Source organism: Demequina rhizosphaerae (assembly GCF_000971255.1).
Classification (GTDB): domain Bacteria; phylum Actinomycetota; class Actinomycetes; order Actinomycetales; family Demequinaceae; genus Demequina; species Demequina rhizosphaerae.
In genome coordinates this window covers 25,150-38,463 of the sequence record NZ_BBMC01000012.1, presented here as the reverse complement: position 1 = coordinate 38,463, position 13,314 = coordinate 25,150, and the positions used below count along the sequence as shown (strand labels likewise).

Annotated in this window: 15 protein-coding genes; 6 read left to right on the top strand and 9 right to left on the bottom strand. The window is 72.4% G+C overall.

The annotated features are described in order from the left end of the window. Position 1: 1 nt before the first annotated feature. Together AOM07_RS13795 and glgA are read right to left on the bottom strand one after the other, a co-directional pair. Positions 2–784 carry an ABC transporter ATP-binding protein gene (locus AOM07_RS13795; RefSeq protein ID WP_062314810.1) on the bottom strand — a complete coding sequence of 261 codons (783 nt, stop codon included), beginning with the start codon at positions 782–784 and terminating at the stop codon, positions 2–4. An 11-nt stretch (positions 785–795) separates the two neighbouring features. After that, positions 796–1,998: a glycogen synthase gene (glgA, locus tag AOM07_RS13790; protein WP_062314807.1), complete on the bottom strand. Its 1,203-nt coding sequence runs from the start codon at positions 1,996–1,998 to the stop codon at positions 796–798. 69 nt (positions 1,999–2,067) lie between these two features. Between glgA and glgC the strand changes: the two genes are divergently transcribed. Then, on the top strand, positions 2,068–3,309 hold the full coding sequence (glgC, locus tag AOM07_RS13785) for a glucose-1-phosphate adenylyltransferase (RefSeq protein ID WP_062314805.1): 1,242 nt from the start codon (positions 2,068–2,070) through the stop codon (positions 3,307–3,309). Then, positions 3,306–3,932 (top strand): phosphoserine phosphatase SerB, encoded by a 627-nt coding sequence (gene serB / locus AOM07_RS13780; protein ID WP_062314802.1) that lies wholly within the window; start codon positions 3,306–3,308, stop codon positions 3,930–3,932. The genes glgC and serB overlap by 4 nt, the downstream gene beginning before the upstream one ends. A 201-nt stretch (positions 3,933–4,133) precedes the next feature. Here the strand turns inward: serB and AOM07_RS13775 are convergent, their stop codons facing one another. From AOM07_RS13775 to fabG, 4 genes are read right to left on the bottom strand one after another with little or no spacing between them, the layout of a single operon-like run. Further along, positions 4,134–5,066 (bottom strand): glycoside hydrolase family 88 protein, encoded by a 933-nt coding sequence (locus AOM07_RS13775; protein ID WP_156171949.1) that lies wholly within the window; start codon positions 5,064–5,066, stop codon positions 4,134–4,136. Positions 5,067–5,086: 20 nt separating this feature from the next. Beyond that, positions 5,087–5,599: a SixA phosphatase family protein gene (locus AOM07_RS13770; protein WP_062314798.1), complete on the bottom strand. Its 513-nt coding sequence runs from the start codon at positions 5,597–5,599 to the stop codon at positions 5,087–5,089. Positions 5,600–5,603: 4 nt separating this feature from the next. Continuing rightward, the gene (fabI, locus tag AOM07_RS13765; protein ID WP_062314796.1) at positions 5,604–6,371 is read right to left on the bottom strand and encodes an enoyl-ACP reductase FabI; all 768 of its coding nucleotides are present in this window, start codon (positions 6,369–6,371) and stop codon (positions 5,604–5,606) included. Positions 6,372–6,400: 29 nt separating this feature from the next. Next, complete coding sequence (gene fabG / locus AOM07_RS13760; protein ID WP_062314793.1) at positions 6,401–7,105, bottom strand: 3-oxoacyl-ACP reductase FabG; 705 nt, start codon at positions 7,103–7,105, stop codon at positions 6,401–6,403. 61 nt (positions 7,106–7,166) lie between these two features. Here fabG and AOM07_RS13755 point away from each other — a divergent pair, with 61 nt between their 5' ends. Continuing rightward, positions 7,167–7,991, top strand: coding sequence for an SURF1 family protein (locus AOM07_RS13755; protein ID WP_062314791.1), 825 nt, complete (start codon positions 7,167–7,169; stop codon positions 7,989–7,991). 11 nt (positions 7,992–8,002) lie between these two features. Here AOM07_RS13755 and AOM07_RS13750 read toward each other — a convergent pair whose 3' ends face one another. Beyond that, a complete protein-coding gene (locus tag AOM07_RS13750; protein WP_062314789.1) occupies positions 8,003–9,601 on the bottom strand; it encodes an ABC-F family ATP-binding cassette domain-containing protein in 1,599 nt (532 codons plus the stop codon). A gap of 131 nt (positions 9,602–9,732) precedes the next feature. Between AOM07_RS13750 and AOM07_RS13745 the strand changes: the two genes are divergently transcribed. Beyond that, positions 9,733–10,404 (top strand): biotin transporter BioY, encoded by a 672-nt coding sequence (locus AOM07_RS13745; RefSeq protein WP_062314787.1) that lies wholly within the window; start codon positions 9,733–9,735, stop codon positions 10,402–10,404. A 6-nt stretch (positions 10,405–10,410) separates the two neighbouring features. Here AOM07_RS13745 and AOM07_RS13740 read toward each other — a convergent pair whose 3' ends face one another. Then, positions 10,411–11,223 carry an alpha/beta fold hydrolase gene (locus AOM07_RS13740; protein WP_062314785.1) on the bottom strand — a complete coding sequence of 271 codons (813 nt, stop codon included), beginning with the start codon at positions 11,221–11,223 and terminating at the stop codon, positions 10,411–10,413. A 92-nt stretch (positions 11,224–11,315) separates the two neighbouring features. Between AOM07_RS13740 and AOM07_RS13735 the strand changes: the two genes are divergently transcribed. Continuing rightward, positions 11,316–12,023: an energy-coupling factor ABC transporter ATP-binding protein gene (locus AOM07_RS13735; RefSeq protein ID WP_062314783.1), complete on the top strand. Its 708-nt coding sequence runs from the start codon at positions 11,316–11,318 to the stop codon at positions 12,021–12,023. After that, positions 12,020–12,769 carry an energy-coupling factor transporter transmembrane component T family protein gene (locus AOM07_RS13730; protein ID WP_062314781.1) on the top strand — a complete coding sequence of 250 codons (750 nt, stop codon included), beginning with the start codon at positions 12,020–12,022 and terminating at the stop codon, positions 12,767–12,769. Before AOM07_RS13735 ends, AOM07_RS13730 begins: the two co-directional genes overlap by 4 nt. On the opposite strand, the gene AOM07_RS13725 is transcribed toward AOM07_RS13730, so the two are convergent. Further along, entirely contained in the window at positions 12,766–13,314 is a 549-nt protein-coding gene (locus tag AOM07_RS13725; RefSeq protein WP_062314778.1) for a DUF1697 domain-containing protein, read from the bottom strand. The genes AOM07_RS13730 and AOM07_RS13725 overlap by 4 nt on opposite strands.

Below are 13,314 nucleotides of genomic sequence, written 5' to 3'. Positions count from 1 at the left end.
CCTAGGCGCGACGCGCCGCGTAGCGGCCGCCGGATCCGCTCAGCTCGACGGGCATGCCGTACGTCTCGGACAGCGCCTCGGAGGTGAGCGTCTCCGCGAGCGGTCCGGCGGCGACGACGCGGCCCTCGCGGAGGAGCATGACGTGGGTGAAGCCCACGGGGATCTCCTCGACGTGGTGCGTCACCATGACGATCGCCGGCGACCGGTGGTCGCCCGCGAGCTCGCGCAGCGCCTCGAGCAGCTCCTCGCGTCCGCCGAGGTCGAGGCCCGCGGCGGGCTCGTCGAGCAGCAGCAGCTCGGGGTCGGGCATGAGCGCCCTCGCGACCTGGACGCGCTTGCGCTCGCCCTCGCTCAGCGTGCCGAACTCGCGGTCCGCGAAGTCCGCCATGCCGAAGGCCCACAGCAGGGCGTCGGCGCGGTCCTCGTCGAAGTCGTCGTACTGCTCCTGCCAGCGCCCGGTCACGCCGTAGGCCGCCGTCATGACGACGTTGCGCACGGTCTCGTGCGGCGGGATGCGCTCGGCGAGCGCGGCGCTCGACAGCCCGACGCGCACCCGCAGCTCGCGCGTGTCGGTGTCGCCGAGGTGCTCGCCGAGGATCGTGGCCGAGCCGTCGGTCGGGAACATCCGCGCCGAGGCGATCTGCATGAGCGTGGTCTTGCCGGCGCCGTTGGGACCGAGGATCACCCACCGGTCGCTGTCCTCGACGGTCCAGGACACGCCCTGGAGGATCTCGTTGTCGCCACGGCGCACCCGCACGCCCTCGAAGCCCAGCACCTCAGTCATGGCACGTGAGCCTATCCAAGAATCGTGCGGTAGACGCCCAGCGTCCTCTCCCCGATCGCGTCCCACGAGAAGCGCTCCGCGGCCCGCAGCCGGCCGGCCTCGCCCATCGCCTTCGCGCGCGCCTCGTCGGACACCATCGCGGTGAGCGCGTCGGCGAGGTCCGCGGCGAAGCCCTCGGGGTCGAGCGGGGTGCCGGTGCCGTCCTGCTCCTGAGCGATCGACACGAGCGTGCCGGTCTCGCCGGGCACGACGACCTCGGGGATGCCGCCGGTCGCGGTCGCGACGACGGGCAGGCCCACGGCCATCGCCTCGAGGTTGACGATGCCGAGCGGCTCGTAGACGGACGGGCACACGAACGCGGTGCACGCGTCGAGCACGGCGACGAGCTCGTCGCGCGGCAGCATCTTCTCGATCCACACGACGCCGTCGCGCTCCTCCTGGAGCTTCGCGACCGCGCCGGAGACCTCCGCGGCGATCTCCTTGGTGTCGGGCGCGCCGGCGCACAGCACCACCTGGATCTCCTTCGGGAGGCGCTCGACCGCCTTGAGGAAGTACGGCAGGCCCTTCTGGCGGGTGATGCGGCCCACGAACACGATGGCCGGGCGGGACGGGTCGATGCCGTGCTCGGCGACCACCGCATCGGCCTTGGCGCGCGCCTCGTCCGTCGTGGGCGCCGCCCAGGCGGCGACGTCGATGCCGTTGTGGACGACGTGCACCTTGCCCGGATCGACGTCCGGGTAGCAGCGCAGCACGTCCTTCCGCATGCCGTCGGACACCGCGATGATGCCGTCGGCCGCCTCGTACGCGGTCTTCTCGATCCAGCTCGAGACGCGGTAGCCGCCGCCGAGCTGCTCCGCCTTCCACGGGCGCAGCGGCTCGAGCGAGTGCGCGGACAGCACGTGCGGGATGCCGTGCAGCTTCGCTGCGAGGTGGCCCGCCATGTTCGCGTACCAGGTGTGCGAGTGCACGAGGTCCGCGCCGCCGCAGTCCTTCGCCATCGGCAGGTTGTGGGCGAGCACGTCGAGCGACGCGTCGCCGACGCCTCCGCCGAGCGCGTCGTAGCCGGTCACGCCCGGCTCGTCGCGGGGTCCGTCGAACGCGCGGACGCGCACGTCGAGGTGCTGGCGCAGCACGGCGGCCAGCTCGGTGACGTGGACTCCGGCGCCTCCGTAGATGTGGGGCGGGTACTCACGGGTGAGGATGTCGACGCGCATGACCCCACGCTAGCGGCTCGCCCGGCGCACAGCCTGACTCCGCCCCGCTTTGCCCCCTATGCTGGCTGTATGCCAGCGCAGAAGGTTCTCGCCATCGTCCTTGCAGGAGGTGAGGGCAAGCGTCTGATGCCCCTCACCGCAGCCCGCGCGAAGCCGGCGGTCCCGTTCGGAGGGACGTACCGCCTCATCGACTTCGCCCTGAGCAACCTCGTGAACTCGCGATATCTCCACGTCGTGGTGCTCACGCAGTACAAGTCGCACTCCCTCGACCGCCACATCGCCCGCACCTGGCGCATGTCGCCGCTGCTCGGCAACTACGTGGCGCCGGTGCCGGCGCAGCAGCGTCGCGGCCCGCACTGGTACCTCGGCAGCGCCGACGCGATCTACCAGACCGTCAACATCATCGAGGACGAGCAGCCGGACATCGTCGTCATCGTCGGTGCCGACCACGTCTACCGCATGGACTTCTCGCAGATGGTCGACGCGCACATCGCGTCGGGCGCGGACTTCACGGTCGCGGGCATCCGCCAGCCGATCTCGCTCGCGGACCAGTTCGGCGTCATCGACATCGATCCCGACAACCCGGACCGCATCCGGGCCTTCCTCGAGAAGCCCAAGGACCCGGACGGCCTGCCCGACAGCCCCGGCGAGATCCTCGCCTCGATGGGCAACTACGTCGCCAACGCCGACGCGCTGCTCGAGGCGCTCACCGCGGACGCGGACAACCCGACGTCGAAGCACGACATGGGCGGCGACATCGTCCCCCACTTCGTCGACAAGGGCACGTGCGGCTTCTACGACTTCATCCGCAACGACGTGCCGGGCTCGACCGACCGCGACCGCGACTACTGGCGCGACGTCGGGACGCTCGACATGTACTACGACGCGCACATGGACCTCATCGCGGTCCAGCCGGTCTTCAACGTCTACAACGACGAGTGGCCGCTGCACCAGGGCCTCATCACGAACCCGCCGGCGAAGTTCATCCACTCCGAGGAGGGCCGCCTGGGCCACGCCGCGGACTCGATCGTCTCCCCCGGCGTCATCGTGTCGGGCGCGACCGTGACCGGCTCGGTGCTGTCGCCGGGCGTGCGCCTGCACTCGTGGTCGACCGTGTCGGACTCCGTGCTGCTCGACGGCGTGCAGATCAACCGGCACGCGCAGGTCCACCGCGCGATCCTCGACAAGAACGTCGTGGTTCAGGAGGGCGCGCGCGTGGGCATCGACCGCGAGTCCGACATCGCGCGCGGCTACACGGTCACGGACTCGGGCATCACCGTCGTGTCGAAGGGGACGGTCGTCACGGCATGAGGCTGTGCGTCCTCGACGTCGACTCCACCCTGATCACCGCCGAGGTCATCGAGCTCATCGCCGCCCGTGCGGGCACGCGCGAGCTCGTGGCCGAGATTACCGAGCGTGCGATGCGCGGCGAGCTCGACTTCTCCGCGTCCCTCCAGGAGCGCGTCGCGACCCTCGCGGGCGTGCCCGACACCGTGTTCGCCGACGTGCTGGCTGAGGTCGAGCTCACGCCCGGCGCACCCGAGCTCATCGCCGGCCTGCAGGCGGCCGGCTGGGAGGTCGCGCTCGTGTCGGGCGGCTTCACCGAGGTGGTGGGCCCGCTCGCCTCGCGCCTCGGGATCACCCGCTACCGCGCCAACCGACTCGAGGTCGTCGACGGCGCCCTCACCGGCCGCACCGTCGGGACCGTCGTCAACCGCGAGGTCAAGGCCGAGACGCTGCGCGAGTTCGCGGCCGAGGTCGGCTGCCCGCTCGAGGACGCGGTCGCGATCGGTGACGGCGCCAACGACCTCGACATGATGGCGACCGCCGGGCTCGGGATCGCGTGGCACGCCAAGCCGATCGTCCAGGAGAAGGCGGACGTCGCCCTCAACGGGCCGCGCCTCGACGCGGCGCTCGACATCATCCTGGGCTGAACCCCGGCGATCGTCGCGCGCACGGGAACATATGTGCGCCTTCCTCCCGCTATTCATGCACGATGCGACGACGGGCACGGCGCGCTCCCGCACCAAAGTGCGTAAGTAACGGGAGCATCGCGGCACCTATGCCGGACATGCGCTCGAGGGCTCGGGCCGGCCATGGGGACGGCGGTAGAGGCCAGACGCGCGGCCGCCGGATCAGGACAGGCGGCGGCGCGCCGCGATCGCCATGATCGCGAAGGCCTGCGCCTCGGCGCTGGTGCCCTGGCGGTCGAAGCCGGGAGCGCCACAGACCTCGCGCACGAGGCCGTGCTCGTCCACGCGGGACAGCGCGGCGTCGGCCCAGCGGGCCGCCGCATCCGCGTAGGACGCGGGCAGCCAGCCGTCGGCGACGCCGGTGAACGCGGCGTACGCGAGCATCAGACCCGCGCAGCCATCGACGAACGACGTCGGGTCGTCGAGCACATCGTGGAAGCGGCCGTCCTCGCGCTCGTGGCGCGCGCACGCGTCGATGAGCGCGCGGGCGTCGTGCTCCCAACGGGTGCGCACGGACTCGGCCTCGACGCCGAGGTGGAGAGCGCGGGCCAGCCCCGCCGCCACCCAGCCGTTGCCGCTCGCCCAGAAGGCGTCACGCGCGAACGTGCGGGACGCCATGTCGAAGCGGTGGCGGTAGAGCCCGGTGGCCTCGTCCCACAGCTGCTCGCGGTGCATGCGGTGCTGCATGTCCGCGGGCGCGAGATCGCCCGCGGCGACGAGCGCCGGCACCACCATGTAGACGGAGTCCGCCCACACCTCGGCCGAGCCCGTGAGGTGGTGGAGCACGCCCCAGTCGTCGCGCGGCGAGAAGCGCAGCAGCCACCAGCGCTGACGCTGCGCGGCCTCGGCGGCCGCCGCATCGTCCTCGCCCAGGGCGAGCGTCGCCTCGAGGAGCGCTCCGGAGTTCACGGCCGCCGCATCGTCCATCCCGCCGAGCTGGCCGTCCGCGTCCTGACGCGCGACCGCGTCGCGCGCGAGCAGGAGCGCGAGCCCGCGGTCCCCGTCGTCGAGCGCGGCGTGGCTGGCGACACCCTGCTCCCAGCCGAACCGCTGCATCGCGAGGAGGGCGCGCCACAGGGGCGCGGTGTCGCTCACGGCGGCGGTGGAGGCGCCGCTCACTCCTCGACGTCGCGGCCCGACAGGACCGTGGTGAGGCGTCCGCAGCGCGAGGTGATCTCGGCCCACGGGCAGTCGAACTCGAGCACCGCGGCGGTCGCGGTCGGCAGACCGTGCGCGACGCGCTGGAGCGCGGACTTGTCCGAGCCCTGGCCGGCGAGGTGCGCGGCCGCGGCGGAGGACGTGGGCTCGTGGCCGACGACCACGACCGTGTCCGCCTCGCCCGCGCCCCGCAGGACGTCGAGCAGGCCGGAGACGTTGGTCTCGTAGAGCTCCGCGTCGACCACCGTCTCGCACTCGCCGAACGCGGGCGCCATGAGCTTCCACGTCTGCTGCGTGCGGTTGGCCGGCGACACCAGCGCTAGGTCCGGGGCGATGCCCGCGCGGGCGATGACCTGGCCCAGGCGGGTGGAGGCCTTGCGGCCGATGAGCTCGAGAGCGCGGTCGGAGTCGCTCAGGCCGGCCGCGGGGGCCTCGGCCTTGGCGTGGCGGGCGAGGATCAGCGTAGGCACGGTGTCACTGTCCCATGGCGTGCACGCCGCCGTCTACGTGGATCATCTCGCCGGTGGTGGCCGGGAACCAGTCCGAGAGCAGGGCCGTCACCGCGCGGGCGGTCGGCTCGGTGTCGGACGAGTCCCACCCGAGGGGCGCCCGCTCGCTCCAGTTGCCCTCCATCTGCTCGAAGCCCGGGATGTGCTTCGCGGCGGTGGTCTTGATGGGGCCCGCGGAGACGACGTTGCAGCGGATGCCCTGCGGGCCGAGGTCGCGCGCGACGTAGCGGTTGACGGCCTCGAAGGCGGCCTTGGCGACGCCCATCCAGTCGTAGACCGGCCACGCGAAGCGGCCATCGAAGGTGAGGCCGACGATCGAGCCGCCGTTCGGCATGAGCGGCGCGGTGGCCTGCGCGAGCGCCTTGAGCGAGTACGCGGAGATGTGCATCGCGGTCGCGACGTCGTCCCACTCGCCCGACATGAAGTTGCCGCCCATGACAGACTGCGGCGCGAAGCCGATCGAGTGGACCACGCCGTCGAGGTGCGGGACGTGCTCGCGGACCTTGTCGGCGAGCGACTCGAGGTGCGCGGGGTCGGTGACGTCGAGCTCGACGACCTTCGCCTCGACGGGGAGGCGGCGGCCCATCGCCTGGGTGATCTTGAGCGAGCGGCCCACGCCGGTGAGGACGACGGTGGCGCCCTGCTCCTGGCTGAGGCGCGCGACCTCGAACGCGATCGAGCCCTCGGTGAGGACGCCGGTGACGAGGATGTTCTTGCCTTCGAGAATGCCCATGCTTGCTTGCTCCTTGGGGGACGGGGAGGTCAGTGGCCCATGCCGAGGCCGCCGTCGACGGGCAGCACGGCGCCCGAGACGTAGCCCGCGGCGTCGGACGCGAGGTAGATGGCGGCGGCGGCGACCTCGGCGGTCGAGCCGAAGCGCTTGGCGGGGATGGTGTCCGCGTACTGCTTGACGGTGTCGTCGCCCAGCTCGGCCGTCATGTCCGTGGTGATGAAGCCCGGCGCGATGACGTTGGCGGTGATGCCGCGCGCACCCACCTCGCGGGTGACGGAGCGCGCCATGCCCACGAGCGCGGACTTCGACGACGAGTAGTTGACCTGGCCCGGGTTGCCCATGAGGCCCACGACGGAGCCGATGAGGACGATGCGGCCGAAGCGCTCGCGGATCATCGAGTTGACCGCGCGGCGCACGCAGCGGAACGTGCCCGTGAGGTTGACGTCGACCACCTGCTCGAAGTCCTCGTCGCTCATGCGCATGAGGAGGCCGTCGCGCGTGATGCCGGCGTTGGCGATGAGGACGCGGACGCGGCCGTGCTGCGCCTCGAGCTCGTCGAAGGCGGCGTTGACCGCGGCGGTGTCGGTGACGTCTGCGACGGCGCCGGTCACCCCCTCGGGGAGGTCCCCTCCGCGGTAGATGGTGGACACGGTGTCGCCGTTGGCCACGAAGGCCTCGGCGATGCTCCGGCCGATGCCGCGGTTGGCACCGGTGACGAGGACATGGCGGGTCATGGGGGCCACGCTAGCGGAGGGCGGGACCGTTGCGCGAAAGCGCGGCACTAGCATCGTGCGGGTGACCACGCCCTCCCTCGCCTCGCGCATCCTGCGCGTCGTCGGCATCGTGGCGCTCGCGCTCGCGGTGTCTGCCGTGGCGGTGCGCGCGGGGTTCTGGCAGCTCGGCAGGCACGAGGCGCGGTCCGCAGCGATCACGCTGTACGAGGCGAACGCCGCCACGGATCCGGTGCCTCTGGCCGAGGCGGTGCCCGCGGGATCCGCCGTCGGCGACGCCGAATGGACGCGCGTGACCGTGGACGGCGAGTTCGAGCAGGGCTCGACGACGCTGCTGCGCAACCGCCCCGTCGACCGCGAGCGCACGTGGCACGTGCTCGCGTGGTTCGACACGGACGACGGGCGGTCCTTGCTCGTCGACGCGGGCTGGGTGCCCATCCCCGACTCGGGCGAGCCCGACGGCGCGGTCCCCAACCTGCCCACGGGCGACGTGACCCTCGAGGTGGTGCTGCGCGCCGCCGAGGAGGACGACGGGCGCCGCGACGACGGCGCCACCCGCATCACCCCCGCGCAGATGCCCGCGCCCGACGTCGAGCCGATCGACGGCTACGGCATGGTCCAACAGGTGTGCACCGCGTCCGGGTGCGAGGACGCGCTCGGCTCTCAGGTGCCGCTGCCGACGCTCAGCCTGGGCCCGCACCTCGCGTACACGTGGCAGTGGTTCGCGTTCGCCGTCATCGCGCCCGTGGCCGGCGTGCTGCTCGCGCGACGCGAGTGGCAGGCGACCTCCGGGGACGATGCGCCGGCCGGGGCTCCGCGCGAGCCCCGCGAGCCGCGCCGCAGGCGCCGCGCCGAGCCGACCGACGAGGAGATCGAGGACGCGCTCTAGGGTCGACGGGGCTACGCGAGGGAGATGAGCTCCCGGTAGGACTCGTTGTAGAGGTCCTCGACCGCGTCGGGCAGCAGCAGCACCCGCTCGGGCTCGAGCGCCTCGACGGCCCCCTCGTCGTGCGTCACCAGCACGACGGCGCCCTCGTACGTGCGCAGCGCGCGCAGGATCTCGGCGCGCGAGGCGGGGTCGAGGTTGTTGGTCGGCTCGTCGAGCAGCAGCACGTTGGCCTGCGACACGACCAGGGTCGCGAGCGCGAGGCGGGTCTTCTCGCCGCCCGAAAGGACCTTGGCGGGCTTGTACGCGTCGTCCCCGATGAAGAGGAACGAGCCGAGCACGTTGCGCACCGCGGTGTCGTCGAGGTCCGGCGCCGCGTGGCGCAGGTTCTCGAGGACGGTCGCGTCCATGTCGAGGGTGTCGTGCTCCTGCGCGTAGTAGCCGAGCTTGAGCCCGTGGCCGGGCTGCACCTCGCCGGTGTCGGGGTCCTCGACGCCGCCGAGCAGGCGCAGCAGCGTGGTCTTGCCCGCGCCGTTGAGGCCGAGCACGACCACGCGCGAACCGCGGTCGATCGCGAGCTCGACATCCGTGAACACCTCGAGCGAGCCGTACGACTTCGACAGCTCCGCGGCGCGCAGCGGCGTCTTGCCGCACGGCGAGGGGGTCGGGAAGCGCAGCGCGGCCACGCGGTCCTGGACCCGCTCCCCCTCGACGCCGGCGAGCATCTTCTCGGCGCGCTTGGCCATGTTCTGCGCGGCGACGGCCTTGGTGGCCTTCGCCTTCATCTTGTCGGCCTGGGCGATGAGGGCCGCGGCCTTCTTCTCGGCGTTGTCGCGCTCGCGGCGGCGACGCTTCTCGTCCGTCTCGCGCTGCCTGAGGTAGAGGTCCCAGCCGAGCGCGTACTGGTCGAGCTCGCCGCGGTTGGCGTCGAGGTGGAACACGCGGGTGACCGAGGCGCGCAGCAGCTCGACGTCGTGCGAGATCACCACCAGGCCGCCCGGGAAGGACGAGAGGAAGCCGCGCAGCCACACGATGGAGTCAGCGTCGAGGTGGTTGGTGGGCTCGTCGAGCAGCAGGGTCTCGGCGTCGGAGAAGAGGATGCGCGCGAGCTCGACGCGACGGCGCTGGCCGCCCGATAGGGTGCCGAGCGGCTGGCCCAGGATGCGCTCGTCCAGACCGAGGTTCGCGGCGATGCGCTGCGCGTCGGACTCGGCGGCGTACCCGCCGGCGGCGCGGAAGCGCTCCTCGAGGCGCGGGTAGGCGTTCATCGCCTTCTCCATCACCTTCGGGTCGGGGCTCGCCATGCCCTCCTCGGCGTCGCGCATCTTCTTCAGCAGCCCCGCGAGGTCGCGCACCGACAGGATGCGGTCGAGGGCGCGCTGCGTGGGCTCGCCCTCGCGCGGGTCCTGCGGCAGGTAGCCGATGCTGCCCTTGTGCGTGACCTGGCCGCCGGTGGGCTGACCCTCGCCCGCGAGCAGGCGGGTCATGGTGGTCTTCCCGGCACCGTTGCGGCCCACGAGGCCGACCCGGTCGCCGGGTCCGATCTGGAAGCTGGCAGGGTGCAGCAGCACCCGGGCGCCGATGCGGATCTCCAGATCCTTGGCGATGATCACACGTTCTCCCTGCGGCAGATGACTGGTCCTTGTGGCGTCCCCACAACGTTTGCGCACCCCCGACAGAACCCGGACCAGGGGACTTGGCGCGCGGGTAGGGTGACCGGCGTCCATTATCCCAGGGGGTCCCCATGGCTCAGCACCGCGGCCTCACCGGCCAGTCCATCGCGCTCGTCGCCGTCTTCGCCGGCCTCATCGCCGCGTCGACGCTCGTCCCCGAGGTCACGCTGCTCGGCGGCGTGCCGCTGACGCTGCAGACGTTCGCGATCGTGCTCGCCGGGCTGCTGCTCGGCCCGTGGCGCGCCCTCGCCGCCGTCAGCCTCTACCTCATGCTCGGGCTCGTGGGCGCCCCCATCTTCGCCAACGGCGCGGCCGGGCTCGTGGTGCTCACCGGCCCCACCGGCGGCTACCTCATCGGCTTCGTGCTGGCCGCGACCGTCATCGGCACGCTCGCGCAGATCCTCGCCCGCCGCGGCGTCCTCGCGCGCCGCGGCCCAGCGACGGCCTCCCTCATCGCCGTCGGCCTGGTGTCGATCCCGATCGTGTACGCGGTCGGCGTGCCGTGGCTCGTGTGGCGCACGGGGATGCCGATGCTGCCGACGGGCTGCTCGGAGGCGCTGCTCGACTGCGTCTCCGGCGTCACCGTGGGCGTGCTGCCCTTCCTCCCGGGCGACATCCTCAAGGTGGTCGCCGCAGGCATCGTCGCCGCGGCGATCCACCGCGCGTACCCGGGCCTGCTGGGCTCGGCGCGCCGCGCATCGTCCCGCGTCGCGGACCCGGAGTCCGCGACAGCCACCGCGTAGCCCGGTTCACCCCGTCAGGAAGCCGGACGTCACCGCCACGTAGTCCTCGGGATGGCTGACATGCGGCACGTGGCCGGCCCCGTCGAACGCGTGCAACCGCGCGTCGGGCAACGCCTCGGCGAGCACGGCACAGATCGCGACGTACATGGACGGGGTCTCGCCTCCAAAGGTCAGCAGCAGCGGCCGGCCCAGCGATACGAAGGGCTCGACGCCCATCTTGAGGACGGTGTCCGGGTCGCGGAGGTCGGCGAGGAAGGCCGGGGCATGCTGCACGAACCGCGCCCGCACCTCGGGCGGGAGCGACGCCCAGGTGCCGGGCCCGATCGCCCGGTCGACGAACAGCTCGGCCCCGCGCTCGTGCTCGCCGTCCTCGAGGAGCGCACGCACGGCCGCGTAGGCCTCCATCACGCTCGCGAGGACCTCGGCGTGCTCGTCACGGCCGGCGAGCGCGCCGAGCAGCGCAGGCTCGTGAGCGGCGACCCGCCGCACCAGGTCGGGACGCTCGACGGCGATCGCCATGGCGACGACCGCACCGTACGAGAAGCTCGCCACGTGCACAGGCCCGAGGTCGAGCCTCTCGACGAGCTCGGCGAGGTCCGCGACGTCGGCGCGCACGGACCGCTCCCCCGTTCCCGCCCCGCTGAGGCCGTGACCGCGCCGGTCGTAGGTGACTGCCCGGAAGCGCTCGGCCAGACCGGGCAGCGACTGCTCCCACGTCAAGGACTCGGTGAACCCTCCGTGGATGAGCACGAGCGGCTCGCCGGCGCCCGTCACCTCGTAGTGCAGATCGGTCCCGTCCGCCATCGTCATCGTGGCCATGAACGCCCCCCGGTGCTCTCCACAATGGTCGCACGCCGTGCGACCACAGGGGCGGTTACGGGTTGTCCAGGTCCACCGCTTACCCTTGACGCATGATCGAGTTCAAGGACGCGGCCGTCGTCGCGCCCGATTCCGGGGTGCCGATCCTCGAGCCGACCACGCTCACGCTCACCGAGGACCGCATCAGCATCATCGGCGCCAACGGCTCCGGGAAGTCGACCCTCGCGCGCCTCATCAACGGGCTCGTGCTGCCCGTCGAGGGCTCGGTCGAGGTCGACGGCCTCGACACGCAGAAGCACGGCGCCCAGGTGCGGCGCAAGGTCGGCTACCTCTTCACCGACCCGTCCGCGCAGCTCATCATGCCGACTGCGGTCGAGGACGTCGCGCTCTCGCTGCGCCGCCTCATCAAGAACCGCGCCGAGCGCGAGGAGGCCGCGATGTCGGCGCTCCGCGAGATCGGGCTCGCCGCGAAGGCGGACGTCTCGGTCAACGCGCTCTCGGGCGGCCAGCGTCAGCTGCTCGCGCTCGCGGGCGTGCTCGCGTGCACGCCGTCGATCGTCGTCGCGGACGAGCCGACCACCCTGCTCGACCTGCGCTGGCGCGCCCACGTGGGCGCGCTGCTGCGCTCGCTCCCCCTCCAGGTCATCGAGGTGACCCACGACCTCGACTCCGCCTCGCGCGCCGAGCGCACGCTCGTGGTCGACCTCGGCCGCGTGGTCTTCGACGGCGACCCCAAGGAGGCCGTCGCGGTGTACCGCGACCTCATGTTCGGACGCGCGAGCCAGGGCGCCACCGCGTGATCTCCCTGCTGGGCATCTACCGGCCGAAGCGCACGGCGCTCCACCTGGCGCCGGTGTGGTTCAAGATGCTCCTGCTCGTGGGCGTCTCGATCACCTCGGTGCTGGTGTCGGACCCCGTCACCAGCATCGGCATCACCGCGGCGTGCCTGCTGCTGCTCGCGTCGACGCTGCCGCCGCTCAAGGCGACCCTCAAGGGCATGGGCGCGATCATCCTCATCGCCGCCTTCACCACCGTCTTCCAGGTGCTGCGCGGCGAGTACATCCGCGCGCTGGACCTCGCCGGCGACATCGTCTCGGTCGCCGCCCTAGCGCTCGCCGTGTCGAGCTCAACGTCGATGGGCGCGATGCTTGACTTCGTCACCACCCTCGCGCGGCCGTTGCGGTGGCTGCTGCCGCCCGAGAGCATAGGCGTGATGGTGTCGCTCACGCTGCGTGCGATCCCCGAGGCCGCCCAGATCCTCACTGAGTCCCGCGTCGCGGCCCGGGCGCGCGGCATGGACCGCTCCCCGCGCGCGATCCTCATCCCGTCGGCGTCGCGGACGGTCGGCTTCGCGCTCCAGCTGGGCCAGGCGCTCCACGCGCGCGGCATCGCGGAGCATGGCCGCGCCGCCCGCATCGAGCCGCGCCAGGTGACGGAGGACGATGCGCCGCCGCCGGTGCTCGCCGAGCCCCCGGTGCGCGAGGCGCCCCGCGACGAGGAGCCGGCGCCCGTGCGCCCGGCGTCGCGCCGCGAGCGCCGCCGCTAGGACTCGTCGAGCATCGCGACCAGCCTCGTGGTGGTCGCCCAGTTCCGGATGGTCATGTCGCGGTAGACGGGCTTGCTCATCACGCGCGACATCCGGCTCTTCGTGCGCTGCGCGCTGAGGCGGCGGAAGTACACGACGCCCTCCCCCGCCCAGCCCGCATCGACGCCCTCGCGCATGCTGAAGGCCGCCAGCGCCTCCACCGCGTCCACCCCCGGCCGCAGGAAGGCCACGTCGGAGTGGTAGGTGCCGGGCTCCGTGCCGAAGCCGTCCGGCGCATCGTCCACCGCCGCACGCATCGTCGCCGCCGACACCGCGACCACGATCGTCTCGACGTCGAACTCCTCGGCGAGGACGGCGACCACGAGGTCCGCGACGGCCGCCTCGTCGAGGTCCGGCGAGTCGAGCAGGACGTTGCCCGACTGGATGTAGGTACGCGAAGGCGCGCCCCGCTCGGCCAGGGCCGAGCGCAGGCGCGCCATCGGTACCGCGTTGCGCCCGCCCACGTTGATGCCGCGGATGAGCGCGACGTGCGTGGCGGGCGGCAT